13 protein-coding genes are annotated in these 18,214 nt (G+C 45.4%); 4 read left to right on the forward strand and 9 right to left on the reverse strand.

Going from position 1 to position 18,214, the window contains the following annotated elements; translation table 11 throughout:
• Nucleotides 1-4: 4 nt before the first annotated feature.
• From ACPUEK_RS08555 to ACPUEK_RS08570, 4 genes are all read right to left on the reverse strand, one after another.
• Nucleotides 5-265: a DUF4212 domain-containing protein gene (locus ACPUEK_RS08555; protein ID WP_067034454.1), complete on the reverse strand. Its 261-nt coding sequence runs from the start codon at nucleotides 263-265 to the stop codon at nucleotides 5-7.
• Between the two features lie 175 nt (nucleotides 266-440).
• Nucleotides 441-3,599, reverse strand: a complete 3,159-nt coding sequence (locus ACPUEK_RS08560) for an efflux RND transporter permease subunit (RefSeq protein ID WP_425642923.1) — start codon at nucleotides 3,597-3,599, stop codon at nucleotides 441-443.
• The gene (locus ACPUEK_RS08565; protein WP_425642924.1) at nucleotides 3,596-4,765 is read right to left on the reverse strand and encodes an efflux RND transporter periplasmic adaptor subunit; all 1,170 of its coding nucleotides are present in this window, start codon (nucleotides 4,763-4,765) and stop codon (nucleotides 3,596-3,598) included. Before ACPUEK_RS08565 ends, ACPUEK_RS08560 begins: the two co-directional genes overlap by 4 nt.
• On the reverse strand, nucleotides 4,762-6,114 hold the full coding sequence (locus ACPUEK_RS08570; RefSeq protein WP_425642925.1) for a TolC family protein: 1,353 nt from the start codon (nucleotides 6,112-6,114) through the stop codon (nucleotides 4,762-4,764). The genes ACPUEK_RS08565 and ACPUEK_RS08570 overlap by 4 nt, the downstream gene beginning before the upstream one ends.
• 273 nt (nucleotides 6,115-6,387) lie before the next feature.
• Here ACPUEK_RS08570 and ACPUEK_RS08575 point away from each other — a divergent pair, with 273 nt between their 5' ends.
• Both ACPUEK_RS08575 and ACPUEK_RS08580 read left to right on the forward strand, forming a co-directional pair.
• Nucleotides 6,388-6,714: a GIY-YIG nuclease family protein gene (locus ACPUEK_RS08575; RefSeq protein ID WP_231886155.1), complete on the forward strand. Its 327-nt coding sequence runs from the start codon at nucleotides 6,388-6,390 to the stop codon at nucleotides 6,712-6,714.
• A complete protein-coding gene (locus ACPUEK_RS08580) occupies nucleotides 6,707-7,111 on the forward strand; it encodes a VOC family protein (RefSeq protein ID WP_067034444.1) in 405 nt (134 codons plus the stop codon). Before ACPUEK_RS08575 ends, ACPUEK_RS08580 begins: the two co-directional genes overlap by 8 nt.
• Here ACPUEK_RS08580 and ACPUEK_RS08585 read toward each other — a convergent pair.
• From ACPUEK_RS08585 to ACPUEK_RS08605, 5 genes are read right to left on the reverse strand one after another with little or no spacing between them, the layout of a single operon-like run.
• On the reverse strand, nucleotides 7,073-8,047 hold the full coding sequence (locus tag ACPUEK_RS08585; RefSeq protein WP_425642926.1) for a serine/threonine protein kinase: 975 nt from the start codon (nucleotides 8,045-8,047) through the stop codon (nucleotides 7,073-7,075). The two genes, ACPUEK_RS08580 and ACPUEK_RS08585, sit on opposite strands and share 39 nt — an antisense overlap.
• 20 nt (nucleotides 8,048-8,067) lie before the next feature.
• Nucleotides 8,068-9,345 carry a response regulator gene (locus ACPUEK_RS08590; protein ID WP_425642927.1) on the reverse strand — a complete coding sequence of 426 codons (1,278 nt, stop codon included), beginning with the start codon at nucleotides 9,343-9,345 and terminating at the stop codon, nucleotides 8,068-8,070.
• Between the two features lie 50 nt (nucleotides 9,346-9,395).
• Nucleotides 9,396-11,426, reverse strand: coding sequence for a glycogen debranching protein GlgX (glgX, locus tag ACPUEK_RS08595; protein ID WP_425642928.1), 2,031 nt, complete (start codon nucleotides 11,424-11,426; stop codon nucleotides 9,396-9,398).
• 17 nt (nucleotides 11,427-11,443) lie between these two features.
• Nucleotides 11,444-13,615, reverse strand: a complete 2,172-nt coding sequence (glgB, locus tag ACPUEK_RS08600) for a 1,4-alpha-glucan branching protein GlgB (protein ID WP_425642929.1) — start codon at nucleotides 13,613-13,615, stop codon at nucleotides 11,444-11,446.
• Nucleotides 13,616-13,631: 16 nt separating this feature from the next.
• Nucleotides 13,632-16,769 carry a glycoside hydrolase family 15 protein gene (locus ACPUEK_RS08605; RefSeq protein WP_067214809.1) on the reverse strand — a complete coding sequence of 1,046 codons (3,138 nt, stop codon included), beginning with the start codon at nucleotides 16,767-16,769 and terminating at the stop codon, nucleotides 13,632-13,634.
• 234 nt (nucleotides 16,770-17,003) lie between these two features.
• Here ACPUEK_RS08605 and ACPUEK_RS08610 point away from each other — a divergent pair, with 234 nt between their 5' ends.
• Together ACPUEK_RS08610 and ACPUEK_RS08615 are read left to right on the forward strand one after the other, a co-directional pair.
• Nucleotides 17,004-17,456: a YqaA family protein gene (locus tag ACPUEK_RS08610; RefSeq protein WP_425642930.1), complete on the forward strand. Its 453-nt coding sequence runs from the start codon at nucleotides 17,004-17,006 to the stop codon at nucleotides 17,454-17,456.
• Nucleotides 17,457-17,481: 25 nt separating this feature from the next.
• On the forward strand, nucleotides 17,482-18,201 hold the full coding sequence (locus tag ACPUEK_RS08615; protein ID WP_425642931.1) for an SPOR domain-containing protein: 720 nt from the start codon (nucleotides 17,482-17,484) through the stop codon (nucleotides 18,199-18,201).
• Nucleotides 18,202-18,214: the final 13 nt, after the last annotated feature.

Here is an 18,214-nt window from a genome sequence, read left to right on the forward strand (position 1 = left end):
GTCATTACTCCTCAAGTCCAAATTCTTTATCTAGGCTATTCATACGCCATGCGTAGAAAAACACTAGGACAATAAAGCTGATAATTGAGCCTTGTTGAGCAAACCAGAATCCTAAATCAGTGCCCCCGACTTCAATCCCTGATAGCATTGGACGAAGCAGAATGCCGAAACCGTACGAGACAAGTGCCCATACGATTAAACAGCCAAATATCAATCTGACGTTCGCCTTCCAGTAGTTTTCTTGGTTTTGAGTATGATCCGACATCGTCGACTCCTTTGTTATTTTTATTTGCACATTGAATGTAGCAGTGACGATGTAAAGAAGAATTGAGACTTTAGTCGAAGAGTGCATAAAAACAGCAATTTGAAATGTTTTTAGCCAATAAAAAGCGCCAGTCCACGGTGTGGGCTGGCGCTTTTATCATGGGAGCTGTTTAGTACTATTTTGGTGAGTCAGAAGTCGATTCGCGGCTGTCATTTGACAGCAGAGGTTTGATTCGACGTAAGAGCTGTTTGAAGTCTTCTTGAATCATCAATAATACAGGAATCAAAACCAGTGTAATTACCGTTGCAAAGAGAATACCGTAGGCCAAGGATATGGCAGCGGGGACCATGACTTGTGCCTGTCTTGATGTTTCTCCAAGGATCGGAATTAGCCCCGCAAAAGTCGTGACTGAGGTGAGCAATACGGCACGCAAGCGACTTTGACAGGCTTCGATAATGGCTTTGCGTAAGTGCTTTGTCTCTTTGCGCAATTCATTAAAGCGAGCGGTAAGCAATAGACTGTCATTGACCACAACGCCTGACAGGGCAATGATCCCATTGAGCGAGAAAATACCCAGCGCTAAACCATAAAACCAATGACCCAGTAATGCGCCAACAATCCCAAACGGAATGGCCATCATAATGATGATGGGCTGGCTGTAAGATTTTAATGGAATGGCCAACAACCCGTAAATAATCAACATGGCGATAGCAAACATTTGTACCATAGACGATTCTGTTTCTTCACGCTCCTCAGCTTCACCAGAGTAATACATGTCTACGGATGGGAAGCGCTGATTCATTTCAGGTTCGATGGCATTCTTTAAGTAATCCACGACTTCTGTCGCCGACATCAAGTCTTTATCTACTTCGGCGGACAAGTAAATAGAGCGCTTACTGTCGATGCGAGTGATCTTCGTTTGAGCGGTTTCTTGACTTAGCGTCGCCACCGAGTCGAGTGGCACGCGTGTACCATCGTTTAAAGTCACCAATGTGTTTAAAATATTCGCTGGGCTTTCTCTTTGGTTATCTGGATAACCAATGCGAACTTCGATTTCCGCATTGTCGCGCTGATATTTCTGGACCACCTGCCCATCAAAGTTGCTCATGATCTGACCCGCTAGTGTATTGGTCGATAATCCTAAGGCGCGACCTTGATCGTTTAGCCGTAATACCAATCGAGACTCAGTGGCTGAATCACTTTGCTCTAGACCTCGAACCGCAGAGACGCTACCTAGTTTGTTGGTCAGTTCTTCCATGGCACCTTCTAGTACCGTGTTGTCGCTGCCGCGAAGCTCAATGCGTAGGGCATCAATAGATTGCCAGGAGCTTCTGATTCGCAGATTGCTTACCCCTTCCGGTGAACCCGATAACGATTGCCAAGTACGAGCAAACTCTGCAGCGGAATAGGGGGCTGAGGACGCTAATTCGACACGTAGTCGGCCTGATTGATCGCCATTGGCGGTGACTTGTAAATGCTCTATGCCGAGCGCATCGGAACCCTTGCGTAGGGTTTCATCCGTTGCACGTGCGGTTTGTTCGAGTAAGGTAAGCACACGGTGTGTTTGACCATAACTCACATCACTGTACATAGATACATTGGCACGAATGGTATCCCCAGGTATATTCGGGAAAAAACTCATGCGGATGGCACCCGTAAAGGGCATTGAGATGACTAAGGCGAATACCGTAATAAAGAGTACTAAGACAGCATAACGATGGTTGATCGAATGATGTATCAGCTTGGCGTAGATGCGGTGATTAAACCACTGCAAGCCCGCATCAGCTGAGTTCTGAATGCTGCCCCATCCTCTAGCCAATAGATTGGTACGCGCTTTCCGGTGTGTATTCAGATGGGCTAAATGAGCCGGCAAGATGAGTTTAGACTCAATAACAGACAAGATTAAACAAATGGCAACAACGGCGGCGAATTGAGCGTATAGCTGTCCCAGTCGTCCTTCTATATTCGATAGTGCCCAAAATGCAGCAACCGTCGTAAAAACACCAAACAAGGTTGGGACGGCCACGCGCATGGTGCCTTTTATGGTGTTTGCGAGTGTGTCACCTTCTTTTGAACGAACGCTGTAGACGCTTTCGCCAATCACCACGGCATCATCGACGACGATCCCCAGCGCCATAATAAAGCCAAAAGTGGTAAACAGGTTTAGCGTCAGCGCGATGCTGTCCAAGCCCATTACAAATAGGGTGCCGAAGAAAATAAAGGGCAGCCCCATCGCTACCCAAAAAGCGACGGTTAAGTTCAAGAATATCGCCAGCATAATGAATACCAGCACAATACCGGTGATGGCGTTTTTGATCATCAGAGACAAACGGCTGTTGATGGATTCACTGCGGTCGTACCAAGTGTCTAATGACACACTTTGTGGCAAGCGCCCGCTTTGTCGCCATTCTTGAACCACCTGTTTGGCCGCTTCGGCAGATTTACTGATGTCATCGCGGCCTGTTGTCAGTACTTGCAATGCTAAACTCGATTCGCCGTTAAAACGAGATAGCATAAAATCTTCGTCATCAAAGGCATCGGTAATGGTAGCGATGTCTTTTAGGCGTAATACAGCACCGCTATTAGACGTACGAACAGGAATGTTAGCAAACTCTTGTTTGACGTATGCTTGAGAAGACGCGCGAACATGCAAGTAAAGGTCTTCGTTACGAAGAGTGGCCACACGTGCAGGACTGGATTCACTGTTAATTGCAGCTGCTACGTCCGATAAGGTTAAGCCATAGGCTTCAAGCTTTGTCTTATCAACGTCGATAAGCATGGTGGGATCCAGCCAACCGGAGATAGAGACAGAATTTACATTCGCCTGTTCAAGTAAGTCTGATTCGAGCTCTTTGCTTAATGTTTGTAATGTCCGTCGGTCCGAATCACCATACAGTTGAATCCAAATCGCGTGTTCTTGACGCATGGCTTTACTGACGACAGGCGGGTCAGCTTCATCTGGAAAAGACGTAACTTGGTCCAACTCGTCTTTAATATCATCCATTAATTCGTCAATATCATAGCCATCTTGCATCTCAATACGAGCACTGGCACTGCTGGCACTTGATGTCGTGGTGATGGATTTTATACCCAGTACGTCTTGGAGTGCTTGCTCCATTGGAATTGAAACACCTTCTTCAGTGGCTTGGGCTGAGCCGCTGTCGTAACGAATGGAGACCGAGATTTCATTTGGCGTTAAGCTTGGAAACGCTTCTCGGTTTAGGCTGTCCATATTGATAACGCCCAGCGCAATGACCAGAACTAATAATAAATTAGCGGCAACTGGGTTGTTTGCGAACCAAGGAATAATACCTCTGGCTTGTTCAGAATTCATTGCGTCGCTCTCTGTAGCGGGTTAGCTAACATCCCTGTCAAATAACTGTTGTAAGGGTGTGTCAGTACTTGTTGCGGAGTGTTTTGCAAGACGGCAGGCGGTTCAATATAGACAGACGTTTGGTCTACGAATACCGGTGTTGTATCAAAGTTCGCTAAGCGATTATCTTGGTCAATATACCAAATCTGGCTTTTTTGGCTGAGTGCGGAATTTGGCAGTTGCCAAAGGCGTTGTTGCTGGGCTCCCTCGAGCGCAATTTTGACATAGCTGCCTGGCAGTAGGGCAGGTGTTTGCTCGAGGGGGCGATCTACGGCGATAAATAAACTGCGTAATCCTGAGGCTGAATCCACATGAAATCCTGCTTGTTTAACATAGCCTTGCCATGTGTCATGACCGTTTACCGATTGAACGGTGGCGGACCACCTCTCTGCTATTAACGTCTGCGCATCGGGCAGTTTCTGCCAATCTTGCAAACTCAATTCAATATTGATCATGACACGATCTGTGCTGTATAGCGTCGCAACTTGTGTGTTACTGCTTAGGTAACTGCCAAGAGAGACATCCTTGGAAACGACAATGCTGTCAAAAGGGGCCTTAATAGATAGTTTTTCAACGTTGTCTTTTGCGAGCGCTAATGCCGCCTTTGCGGCGGTGACATCCGCTTTTGCGGATGCTAATTGCGGTGCTCGCAGTACTAAGTCCGAAGCCGGATCGCCATCAAGTCCCGCTGCGCGCCATTCTGCATTGGCTTGTTCGACTTGACGCTGTTCTTCTTTCAATGCCAGAGCCGCATTGGCTAACTGATTCTGCGCACTGGCTAGATCAGATTTTAGGCTAATATTGCTTAACGTTAATAATGTTTGACCTTGTTTAACCTGAGAGCCGATTTCAAATTGATCCGCAAGCGTCATGACTTCGCCACTGACTTGAGAGGTGAGTGTCAGGTTTTGATGCGGTTGAGCAACCCCTACCGCACCGATGGCCGCAGCATGAGACGAAACATTGACTGTAATGACACTGACATCTAAGGGCGTTTCTTGAGCCGGCGGACGTTGCCGGCTAAAAGATGCGTCCTGTTTATGCATCGCGGCACTGATGTAAACGTAAACGGCGGCTAACACGATGATAGAAAGACCTAGGGTAATCCAAGGTAAAAAACGTTTCATGGTTGGGTGATTCCTAGTCCTAAAGCGAGGCCTAAATCCACGCGATTACTCAGTTGCTGAAATAACAAGGTATCGAGTTGTGCTTGAAGATTAAACACGGCCTGTTGCGCGCTGATTAAATCGTTCAGTGCAACAATTCCGGAGCGATATTTTTGCTCGTATTGTTGGCGATTACTCTCTGCACTGTTGAGGGCGGCTTGCAGATATTGTCGGCGTTGGGTGAGTACTTGCTCTTGACCCAGTGTATTTTCCACTTCGTTCACGGCCGTTAACAGTGTTTCACGGTAATCTTGATAGGCTTGTGCTGTCTCTAATTGCGCGATTTTATAGTTCGCTTTTAACCGGCCACCTTGAAATAACGGCGCGCTAAGTTGTCCAAGCAAAGACCAAATAGGAGACACAAATAATGCGTCTCGCAATGACGATCCGCTATCGCTTAATGCGGCACTCAGACTAAGCGATGGAAGCATATCTTTATAGGCGACACTGGTCTCCAAATCAGCGGCTTCAATGCTCAGATAAGCGGCACGTAAGTCAGGGCGCTGACTTAAGTCTTGTATCGGCAATCGATTGAGATCTAGCCAAACCGAAGGGTAATTCTTTGGAACAGTAAACGGCTCCGTTTGATTTGAGCCCATTAATAGGCGTAGTGCTCGTTTGCTGCTGGCGAATTCTTCTTGATATTGAGCAAGCGATGCTCGGGATTGAGACGTCGCAGTCTTAGCTTCGTCTAGATTTTCTAACGTTCCCAAGCCATTTCGAAATCGCTGTACAATCAAGCGCTCGTTAGTTTCCAGCAAGGCTAAACGCTTCTTCTCAATCGAGATTGCATGTTGATTGGCGACAAGCTGCAACCAATTTTTCATGACGCTGCTGACAAGTGTCGCCTGACTGGCTCGAAAAAGTTCATGGGCGCTAGCAAGATTTTTCTGAGCGGCGTTGTCGGCGTCGGCAAGCTTGGACCAAACATCCAATTGCCAGCTTATATTGACACTACTAGAGTAACGCGTATCACTATTTTCCACTTCATTAGCCGATACGCTGGCATTGGCTTGAGGTAAACGGTTTGCGCGCGAGACGTTTACAGATAACCGATTGGCTTCGAGTGACAATGCAGTCCTTTGTAGACTCGGATTGCCTTTGAGTGCCTGCTCTATTAAATTCAAAAGAATTGGGTCTGGTATTAAGTCTAATAACGTTGTTGTTTGTTGAGTACTTAGGCCGCGATTGAACAGTTGTTGGTTTTCAGCTGCTAAGGTGTTATTCGCGTTTTGAGAATAGCTCTGTTGCTCAGAAGGCGTTACGCTACAACCGATTAAGCTAAGACTTAAAATGGCTGTAAGTAGCAAAGAAATGAGTCTCGAAGAGAACACTGGGTTAGGCTTCCGTACTATTTAGGTAGATTCAACAGGAATATGAAGGATGACCTTCACAAAGACTAGACACTTTTCATAGATTTACATAACACAACTTAGCAGTGTAAACAGCTCTGTAATGAATAGACATGCTTTCTGACTATTAGTTTAATAACCATGAGTTAAGTGCCTTTCGGAATAGCAAATATTTTTATCAACTTGGTGTGCGAGTACACTTTTAAAATGAGTTTACCTTGGTATATTTACATGATTAAAACGTGTCAGAACACCTTGTATACGGGTGTCACGACCGATGTTGAGCGCCGCTTTAAAGAACATCAAGCTGGCGGAAGTAAAGGTGCACGATTTTTAAAAGGCAAAGCGCCTTTAACATTAGTTTGGTATGAGCAGGTCTGTCATAAGCAATTGGCTATGCAACTCGAATACAGAGTGAAACGTTTATCTCGTACGACCAAAGATAAGTTAGTCGTAGGCGGTACCAGTATCACGTGCATATTCCCTGAATTATTTGCTCAAGCGGATGTCGATAAGAGTGATAGGGCGTCAGAAATGGAAGGTAATATAAATGATTAGACGTTTTGATTCAGTCGTGCTCACCGTCGCGGATATTGATCAATCCTTGGCCTTTTATCAAACCGTGCTGGGGTTGAAGTTATTGCCCAGTGAGCAGGGACATGGCGTGTTATTAGGTGAAGAGAAGCTAGTATTTCAAAGCATTGGGCAAGAAATGCGTCATCATGCATTAGAAGGTGCAGCACATTTCTCTTTGTTAAGCGATTTAACCGCTGAACAACTTATTTTGCATTTTGAACAGCTCGACATCGAGCTGTTAGAAGGGCCAATTGATCGTGGTAGCTTCGTATTGTTCACGTTCAATGACCCAGATAACAACCTTATACAGATTTGTAGCTCGGAAGCAGCGAGTAATGAATCAGCGCCATTTTCCCCAATGAGCCACAATATCATTTAGGTCATGCAAATGTTGGCGCCAAAAGTCTTCGCCTATGAAGTGAGGGAAAATGGCAGGAAAAGCGGGGTCATTCCAGCGTTCAGCAATCCACGCCGTATAACTAATATGGCGCTCGGCCATCATGACATCAATTAAATCCAGCTCTTGAGCATCAAATGAGCAAAAACTTTCGTAGCCTTCTATAAGTTCGCTCAGTTGTGTTTGTTTCGCCGAGGCATCCGTAATATGTAACCATAAATCTTGCACTGCGTAACCCATTTTGCAGTCATCAAAATCGACCAAGGTTAAGCGGCCTTGATCATTGATGATGTTGCTGCGGTGGCAGTCCCCATGAATAAATCGAATACGGGCCGTTGAGTGCGTTTTTAACATCGTTTCCATTTTTTTGCCGAGAGATACGACAACTTTCTCATATCCATCACGCATCGATTTCGGTACAAAAGGGCATGCTTCGACTTTCTTCTTAGCTTGTTTAACGCGCTCTAAGGAATTGATGAAAGGCTTTGCATCGGTTGTCCAGTCAACCGACGCCGCGTGCATTGAGCCAATCAACTCACCGATTTGAAATAACTGGTCTAAATCCCCTGCTTCAGGTGAGTCACCTATGATCTTGGGTGTTAGCGAAAAGTAAAAGCCGTTATGTTCAAACAGGCTTTCGTTATCAAGAGTGATGGGGGCAGCGACTGCAATGTCCTCTTTTTCGAGTGCGTGTAAGGCGTCGTGCTCGACTTGGATTTGCGCTTTAGACCATCGTTGTGGCCGATAGAATTTAGCGATAAGAGGCGTAGAGTCTTCAATGCCGACTTGATAAACGCGGTTTTCATAGCTGTTTAAAGGGTACAAACGGTAATCACAGTAAAGTCCTTTTGACTCTACTGCATCCATAATGGTGTCGGGCGTTAATGCACTGTAAGGGTGGTCGCTGGAAGTGGCCATATTACTCATTCAAAAAGGGGTTAAAGTAGGCCTAGACGTTTTTTAAGCGAGTATTCTTGACCTTCTGATAGGGGCGATGCTTTACCATCGGCAATTAGACGATTCCAATTGTGCCAAGTTTTTATGGCTTCGCCCATATGATTACGTGTTACGTACTGCTGTACTTCGATGCGAAACGAGTTAGTGACCGATACTGGGCTCGCTTTGCCGATAATACGTAAGCGCGTTAATGAGCGTTTAAACTTGTCATTGAGTGTTTTACCTTCTTCGCCAGAGTTTATTAAATTGGTAATGGCTTGGAGGTGATCGTAATACATCTCAACTGTTTCATTAATCGTGTCGCGGCTAACTCTAATGACTCGACCATACGCTTGTTCCGCTGAAGACCAGTCGTTTAGTTTTGCGCTTATATCCCCCATACGTTTGCTTCTCTCTGGAGATCGTGGGGAGACTTCAAGAACTGAGCGTAAAACCGCTTGCGCTTGCTCTAAATCTTCAAGTTTCTCGTAGGCATCTGCTAGCAGGTCATAAGCCGATAAAAAGTGTCTACTAAGGTTAATGGTCGTTTGAAGGTTTTTAGCGGCGCCAGCGTATTGTTCCATTTCCATTTCACATTGGGCAATACCGTAATAAGCCCATGCGAGATTTTTATGTTTTTGAGTAATCAGCATATAGTGCGTTTTAGCTTGTTTGTACTCGCCCTTTGCAAATAACGCTTCACCAATGGATTTTAAGCAAAGACTGGCGTAGGGAGCATGCTTACTCATAACATACTTAGCTTCTTCCATAACTTGGTCCCAGTCCTCATTTAAGCGAGCTTGGTTTAAGTTATGAAATGCTTGTTTTTGTTTAATCACACGCCCTAGTCGGCGCATAAAAGATTCTGGTGGGAAGGGTTTAACTAAATAACTATCCGGTTGATATTCTAAGGCACTGACAACGGCTTCATAAGCGGTATCGGCTGTGATCATCATAAAAATGGTCGAATGATCTAGCGAGTATGTTTTACGAGTGATTTCTAAAAGCTGCTGACCATCGACACTGCCACCTAAATTATAATCTGATAGAACAATGTCGTAACGCCCCTCTAAAATACGTTTTAAGGCTGCTTGACCTGAAGGTTCAATTTCAATCTTACTGTAACCAAGACTGGTCATCAGTGATTTCAACATAAGACGCATTTCACCGATGTCTTCAACGATTAATACGCGTTTATTCGCGACCGAAGCGGAAGCGTTACTCGACCCTTCTTTTGATGGTTTAAGGTTATTAAAATCAGGAATGCTTACTTCTGCCACGTATCGCCTCTCTCATATGGCTCGTCTTAAATCAGAAGGAACTCGTTCTACTAAGAGGTAAGTTCAATCAATAACACTGAGCGTCTAGCCAGTTCGAACTCATTTTGTTGGGTTTGAACATTGTTATCAGTACAAAATAGCACGCTTTTTATTTCATAACCATCTGGTGTGCGGACCTTGATAGGTTGATCCTCTCGATAAAATACCAACCAAAGTTTGGTGTTGCTAGATGACTCAATCATTTGAACCGATAGGTAATCTCGTTCTGGATGTTGCCAGTCATCGAGGCTCATAGACTGTCCAAATTCATTAAACCAGCCGATGTCATCAGCCGTTTTATGTCGATATAAAGGATCGTCTGGAAGTAGGGCTTCAGCTAAAACAGGATACTGTTGTCTTAACGATAATGCTTCGGAAATAAGGTTGCTGAGTACTTGCCGTTCTTCACTATCGTGCCAGCCTAACCAAGTGATTTCGTTATCTTGGCAATAGGCGTTGTTATTGCCGTTTTGTGAATGTGACAACTCATCGCCACCTAATATATGAGGCGTGCCTTGGCTAAACAGGAGTGTGGCCATAAAGCATTTTTGTTGAGTAAGACGCGCTTCTCTGATGCGTACATCGTTCGTCTCGCCTTCAACACCGAAGTTCTGACTGATGTTATCAGTATGTCCGTCACGGTTGTTTTCTCGGTTGTCTAAGTTGTGACGACGATGGTATGACACAAGGTCGCGTAACGTGTACCCATCGTGATAGGTAATGTAGTTAACCGAATGCAGCGCGCATTTGTGACCCTTGTGGAACAGGTCTCTAGAACCCATTAAGCGGGTTGCGAATTCTTGTATTGTGTTGGCATCACCACGCCAAAAGCGTCGGATGGTATCGCGGTATTTATCGTTACATTCGATAAAACCACGTGGAAAATGCCCCACTTGATAGCCGTTTGGACCGATGTCCCATGGCTCCATCACTAATGTTGTTTGGCTTAGAACAGGGTCTTGTAAGATGGCTTGCAACAAGGGTGCATTAGGCGAGAAGTCATGCTGCTCGCGGCCTAAGTCGACACCTAAGTCAAAGCGGAAACCGTCCACCCCCATGGTTTCTACCCAATAGCGCATACTGTCACAGACCAGTCTAACGGTGGCTGGGTGGTAAGTATCAACGCAGTTGCCACAGCCGGTAAAGTTTAGATACTGACCTTGGATGTGGCGGTAGTAGTTGCTGTTATCGAGTCCTCTGTAACAGGTCGTCCCATGCGTTAACTCGCTTTCAGCCGTGTGGTTATAAACAACATCTAGGATGACTTCAAAACCCGCCTTATGAAACGTTGCCACCATCGTTTTAAATTCTTCCACTGCGTCAGAGATGGCATAACGATCATCAGGCGTGAAGAAGTTGATCGGGTTATAACCCCAATAATTAGACAGGCCTTTTTCTTGTAAATGGATCTCATCAGCAAAGGCGAAGCACGGCATTAGCTGAATGGTTGAGATGCCCAATGAGGTCAAGTGATTAATGGCGGACTCACTGCAGGCGCCAAGGTAAGTGCCTTGAAGAGATGCGTCAATATCGAGCTGTTGACTGAACCCCTTAATGTGCATCTCGTAAAGGCTTCTTTCGGAGGCTTTTGGTTTCGCTGTGAGTGAATGCTTGCTCGGACTAGAAGTTGTGACAATGGCTTTTGGGACGCAAGCGCCAGAGTCACGGGTGTCCAATTGACCATTAGGTGTCAGCGTGATTTGTTCATCATGAAAGACCAAACGACTGCTTAAACGCTTTGCATAAGGGTCAATGAGTAGCTTACTTGGATTGAATAGGTGCATCGCTTCTAAGTCAAATGGCCCCTCAGCACGGAGCCCATAATGTTGTCCCTCGTGAACATCGAGGACTTCCATATGCCAGATACCGCGTTGCTTATGAGTAAAAGGTAATCTAGAAAGCTCATCACCAGCTTCATTATAGAGGCATAGATAGAGTTGCTCTGCATGCTCTGAAAAGACGGCAAAGTTGACTCCTCCTGGCGTTACTGTGGCCCCTAGAGGCAAAGGGAATCCTTCTTGCGTGTGCCAGTTGCGAGTCATACTTTGTTCCTTATGCGTTATTTAGCGTGCCATTTGAATGCTATGGTGCTTAACGGTGGTAATTTCACTTCGATGCTTTGCTCTTTGCCGTGGCTGGCTTGATTCGTCGTTTTATACGATGTTTCGACAGGGTAGCCGCTACCAGAAAAACGCGTTTCATCTGAGTTAAAGATCAATTCATAACGACCTGCCTGTGGCGTGCCGATACGGTAGTTTCCGTGTGGGGTCGGAGTAAAATTCACTAGTACCAATATGTGTTCAGCCGACTCTTTTTCTCGTCGCACAAAGGCCAGTGTTGAATTAGTGCTGTCATCTAAACTGATCCACTCAAACCCTGAAGGCAAATGATCAAGCTGGAGCGCGGCTTCTGTTTGGTATAGGTGATTCAAAGTCTTAGTGACTTGTTGTTGACCTTGGTGATAATCCACATCCAACAAATGCCAGTCCAAAGAACGCTCATGGCTCCATTCTTGGCCCTGCGCAAGCTCGTTGCCCATGAAGTTAAGTTTTTTGCCTGGATGGAAATACATATAGCTGGTAAACGCACGCAGATTGGCGAATTTTTGCCATGCATCCCCTGGCATTTTGGTAATCATGGAGCCTTTGCCGTGTACGACTTCATCGTGAGATAGCGGCAAAATAAATTGCTCATCGTAGGCATAAACCATCGAGAAGGTTAAATCCCCTTGATGATGTTGGCGATAGATTGGATCCTTGCTGATATAGCTAAGAGAATCGTTCATCCAGCCCATGTTCCACTTAAAGCCAAATCCTAAACCATCCATATAAGTGGGCTTGGATACGCCTGGGAACGCCGTCGATTCTTCCGCCGCGGTAAAGCAGCGTGGGTGATTTAAGTAGATGGTTTCGTTAAGTCTACGTAGGAAGTCAATGGCTTCATAGTTATGATTGCCGCCATCGACATTAGGAATCCACTCGCCTTCTTTGCGCGAATAGTTTAGGTAGAGCATCGAGGCAACGGCATCAACACGTAGGCCATCGATATGAAATTCATCTAACCAGTAGTTAGCGTTACTGATCAAATAATCGACCACATGATCTTTGCCAAAATCATAAATCAATGAATTCCACTCAGTATGCCAGCCTTTTTTAGGGTCCGGATACTCGTATTGTTTACTGCCATCGAAGCTGGCTAAGCCGTGGCTGTCTGTAGGGAAGTGGGCCGGTACCCAATCCATAATGACGCCGATTCCCGCTAGGTGAAAAGCGTCTACCAACTCTCGGAATTCATCGGCGGTGCCGTAGCGTGATGTGGGGGCGAATAAGCCAATAGGCTGATAACCCCATGAGCCATCAAACGGAAACTCCATCACGGGTAACAGCTCGACATGGGTGTAGCCCATATCGACAATATACGGTACCAGCTGTTCTTTGAGTTCGAGATAACTTAATGCGTCGCCGTCCGCTTTCTTACGCCATGAGCCCAAATGCACTTCATAAATGCTCATAGGCTGTTCATAAATATCGACAATGGGGCGCTCTGTCCAATCCTTGTCCTGCCAGGTGTAACTGTTTTGTGCACAGACAACACTGGCAAAAGAAGGGAATTGTTCGATGGTTTTGGCAAACGGATCGGTGCGGTGTGGCAGGATATCGTCATTGGCGGCGCGAATTTCATATTTGTAGCGCGCGCCTTCTATTACGTCAGGTATGAATAAGCGCCAAACGCCATCGCCATTACTCGACATCGGGTGTAGACGGCCATCCCAGCTGTTAAAGTCGCCCACTACAGATACCGAGCGTGCGGCGGGCGCGTAGACAGCAAACCGCGTACCGCGAATCGCTAATTTGTTATTAACCGTTGCTGAGCGAATGATCGCCCCTTCTTTGTGATAAAGGGTTGCACTGTGATTCTCAGGGTCAGAGAAAGTAGCTTCTGGAAATTGGTACGGATCAACAATAGTAAACTGGCTGTCGCCGTAATGGATTCTTAGTCGGTAGTGTGTTTGTGTGCGTTTTTTTGGCCAGTCAAATAGGAATATTCCACCGCTTTGACCGGTTGTCATGGTGCCGATAATTTTGTCAGAATCAATTTCTAGCACCTCGACTTTTGTCGCATCAGGGCGCCATACTGTTAGTGTCAATCCTTTGTCTTGGTTTGGTTTTAAACCAAGACATTTAAAAGGGTCGGAACAGCGAGCGTTGATGACGTCGTTCAGAAGATCCATTTACTTCTCCAACCTATTACAAATGTTTAGATGTGTGACGTTGCTGGCTATGTAGCTTTGAAACAGCCCAGCTTAAATAGTGATTTACCCTGTTTGGTGTTAATTGGGCAAATTCGTCTAATGCCATGTCAAAATTATCCACTTCAGGGTGAGCGTTCTTATACTGTTTTACATGATCCATCGCGGCTTTGGAAACTAAAACCGGTAAATTCACTTCTTCAATAAACTCGCCGTTGGGATGTTTCTCACAGAATTGGATAAATGCATACAGACCTTCAAAAATCAGGCTTTTATACCAGCTTGGAGCAATGTCTGAGGTGAGTGACTCGATCAGCAGGGCGAATGTGTCTTCGCCTGGTGTCATGGAGTTAAGGGTTCTTTTACTGTCAAGAATTGTGTTGCTTTGCAAATCACCAAATACGATACGATCTGTTTGATTCAAGCTGTCCCACAATTGTAGCAACATGGCTTCAGGGAGTTTGGTGATAAGGCCTTGACCTGTACGCCACTCAAACCAATCAATGTCTTTGGCTTTGACGTCTGTTGTGTCTAAGCGTTGATAGCCCACGCTGGCAACAACGTGAGTAAACTCTTTGTGCTTTTCTATGAGCACTTGTTTTAAAGTGCTGTAAAGCGTCATAGGTGATTGATGTGCCAAGATATCAATGACATCCGTTTGCTCATTTACCTCAATATCGGCTATTTCATCCGCACACAGCAAACTAAGATTGTGTAGGCGTATCGTTCTTACGCCTGAAAAATACTCAGGATGTATTTTCATAAGTGTGCCGGTGATGGCCAGAAGTTCGTGGTAAACCACCTGTGCAATCAGTGAATCAGAGCTTTCAACAAACGCTTTAAAGACTTCATCTTGGTGTAACGGCGTTGATATGCTGATTTGTTGGTCGGCTTTTGAACCAATGATAAGAACACGCTGACGTACAGTGATTTCTGCTGCATGCGTGGCCATATCCGTTGTCGGTTTCAGCATCAGCGAGTAAAGTTGACGAGCGCAAAACCAATTTCTATTTACCAAAGCATTAGTGTATACCGAATCTAAAATACTGCGAATACTAATACATTGATCGTTTTCTTTGATGACTTGCTCATGTAATGCGTCGCGCAGTCCAAGTTGCAGCAAAATCTCTGTAGCGCCTTCAAGGCTTGGAGTATCTTGTAGATGTTGGATAAGACTGCTTACACTCCAGCTTCGGTAGTCATGGATCTCATTCTCTGTGCTTGAGGACAGAGGCCACGGTGCTTCATACATAGGGAGCTTCGTGCCCAATTCATGGCCATATGGCACGTCAAAATTCATGACACGACGACTGCCCGATTTAAAGGCATTCTTAGCCGACTGCGGTATGATACGAAATTCGCTTACTTCACGATTTTGTAGGCGCCGGATGAACTCAAACAGTTCTTCGGAGCCGCCCATTTCTGCGACAGCTTCATCAATTAATACCGCAAACACGGCATTTGCTGGGTAATACCAATATTCGGAGATACTCGCTAATTCGTTGCGAATGTGCTCTTCGAATAGTGCAGGATCGGTTTTACGGTAATCTCGGTCTTCATTTTGGAACCAAGATAGGCACAAACATCGTTGGTTATTAATGACAAATGGCTGCGCAATGGCCAAGCTGCCTAACGCACGATTCGGACGACCGCTTAGTCCCAATGACTTTGAGGCGCCGACATTTTGATATAGCTCGATTAATTGCTCCGAACTGATGGCCTGAATAGGGGCGATTTCATCGATGGTTTGGCATAGACAGCCTGCGTCTAAAAGCTGTTGTTTGATTTTATTGTTTTTGGCCAGCACGACCATAGAGATATTTACGTTTTGGCGACTGTGCTGTTTACGATGAAGCCCTAATGGATCCAGATCTTCTGTCGTAATTAATTCGTCATCCAGCATGCGACCGACCAGATACAAACTCTGGGCCCAAACTAAAGGTATATTGTCATTGGGCACACGGGGTTGTGAGCCTGGGTTGGCTTTTTCCGCCAGTATGTGTTCTTCAGGGACGTAATACAGTTCAGGCAGCAGGCGTTCCCCATCTTTTTCGACCATCAGACTTTCTAGTCGGTAACGATAATAATTGGCGCTTTCCCAATCTCGAGCAAAGAGACGGTCAATGTACAGATAAGTGAAAAACAATGGCCACTCAGACTCAATGTGTTCAAAGTTAATAAGCTCATCGTATTCATAATAGATGCGGTTATGATCTTCAATAACCGTTTGGTGCCCGTCTAGTAAGAAACGTTTGCAGCCGTAATTACCGCCTAGTTTATCGATAATCTCTTGACGAGTTTTGCGTTTAAGTTTTTCGTCGTTAACGGCAAAAGCGGGGAAGCCAAGGATACTAAGTAATGCACCATCCACTTCTTTAGAGCGAGACTCTTTAGGAAGCAAGGATTCTAGGACTGATTCAGCGCGCGCGACAGCATCCGCAAAGGAGTGTACAACAGCCCATTCTGGACCCTGTTCACCAAAAAGATTTAAGCCATCCAGACCTTCAAGAGCGGCTTTCGCCATGCCTACCGAACTGGCGTTAATTTCAGCTTTTCCGTTATTGACCTTATTGCCACGCTCCCAGATACCAAAGTCGGGTGTACGGTAGGTTCGAGAAATGTAATAGATCAAATTCTGAATAAAATTAAACTCGTCTCGAGAATAAATTAGACTGCTGCCTGACTTAATCATTTGTGCCAGCGTCAGCAAATATAGGCTGGTGGCATCGATTTGTAAGTGCCCCCATGCATCGTCCGCGACCACTTCCAAACCGGTTTTAGTGTCGTATTTTGCGTGTAATGAATCTTTCGGATCGAGTGTATCTTTGAATACTTCTACCTTATGAGATTGACGCATCATAGCAAACAGTAAGCCGCGCATCATTTTGATGCACGCATACTCCAGTTCATGAGCTCTGTTATCTGGGTTGGACGCTCGTTTATACGCTAACGATAACGCCCAGACAGCTTGAATAGAGTAGACGTTGTCGCGTACCCATGCGTCAGTATAATCACCATGATTATTAATGCTGGTGCTAGCCGGAAACAGTCCTGTCACGGGGTGTTGGCGTGACAATATAACTTTATCAATGTGCTGGTAGAGGGAGTCGAGCTCAGATGCAATATCAATCGACATATAAAAAGATCCCTTTCAAAGTGTGAGCGTGTATTGGCCTATGCAAGTTTAAGGCCTTAATAGGTAAAACCTTAAGACAGATACGAATGTTTAGTATTCTGTCGTAAGAATATGAAGATTTAATGTGTGCTGAATTCATTAGTACCATGTTTCGTAGCATAATGACGATATCTGCTGCGTTTCTTAATGTTGCGATGAGTATGACAGCTTTAACGTAAGGATAATCCAATTACTGTGATTTTCACTGATATTGTGCCAGAACTACTCAGCTTATTTTTTGTGTCGTTTCTGGCTGCAACCTTATTGCCTCTTGGTTCAGAATTATTGTTGTTAGGTGTGGTTAATCAGCATCCGGAGTTTGCTTGGCATGCATGGTGTTCTGCGACGCTAGGCAACACCTTGGGTGGAATGACGAACTGGTGGCTGGGCTCCTATTTGCTTCATTTTCAAGATCGTCGTTGGTTTCCTGTTTCAGCGTCACGTTTAGCGCAAGTGCAAAAAATATTTCATCGATATGGACAGCCGGTTTTGCTGTTAAGCTGGATGCCGCTCATAGGTGATGGCTTATGTTTGGCTGCGGGTGTCGCTAAATTGCATTGGTTTAAAAGTCTTATTTGGATCGCTGTTGGAAAAAGCATGCGTTATGGTGCACTTATTTGGGGGACAAACGCCCTAGTGTTATCGTAAGATGTCTCGAGTGATGGAGGGAATTATGAGACTGAAGTTATTGGTGATATGCACAGGGGCCGTGTGGTTGACAGGGTGTACACTGACACCTGAAAAGACTGGCACCATGTCAAATGTAGAATTACAAGAAGCACTTCAAAAACAGCAGCAAGAGTGGCAAGACATGAAGCCTCAGCTGCAGCGAGTGCTTGCTTTGGAATCAGATTTGAAACTGTTGGTGGAAACGTTAGATACCGTTCCTGAATCCAGTGAAAGTCTAACACAAGAACTGGCTCCGAAAGCAGAAGCTGCTCAACAAACGAATCAAGCCCCCGTGATGCCTTCCGCTGCTTTAGCGGATATTAATGCTCCCAAAGAAGAGACTGTGGTAAACGCTTCTACTTCCAGTCGCAATGAGAAACCGTTTCGTCAAGCCCCACCTAGTAATGCCGTGACAGCGGAGTTTTATGATGGCTCCGAAACGAAATCGGATGTGCCATACTACGGCGTACAGTTAGCGGCGTACGCATCCGAGAAACAAGCCATTCAAGGCTGGCGTTCGATTACGCAGAAATACGCTGAAGAGTTTGCTGATACTGCACCATTGATTAATCAGCATAAAATTGATGGTAAAACTTACCATCAGCTTATTGTTGGGCCATTTCTTAAGAAAGCCTACAGTGTCGATTTTTGTAACATGCTGAAGCAAATGCAACAGGACTGTCTGGTTACGCGTTATAAAGGTGAGCCGTTCTTGTCGTTGTAAAATGGAAGTGCCG

Source organism: Marinomonas gallaica (assembly GCF_049821165.1).
Taxonomy (GTDB): domain Bacteria; phylum Pseudomonadota; class Gammaproteobacteria; order Pseudomonadales; family Marinomonadaceae; genus Marinomonas; species Marinomonas gallaica.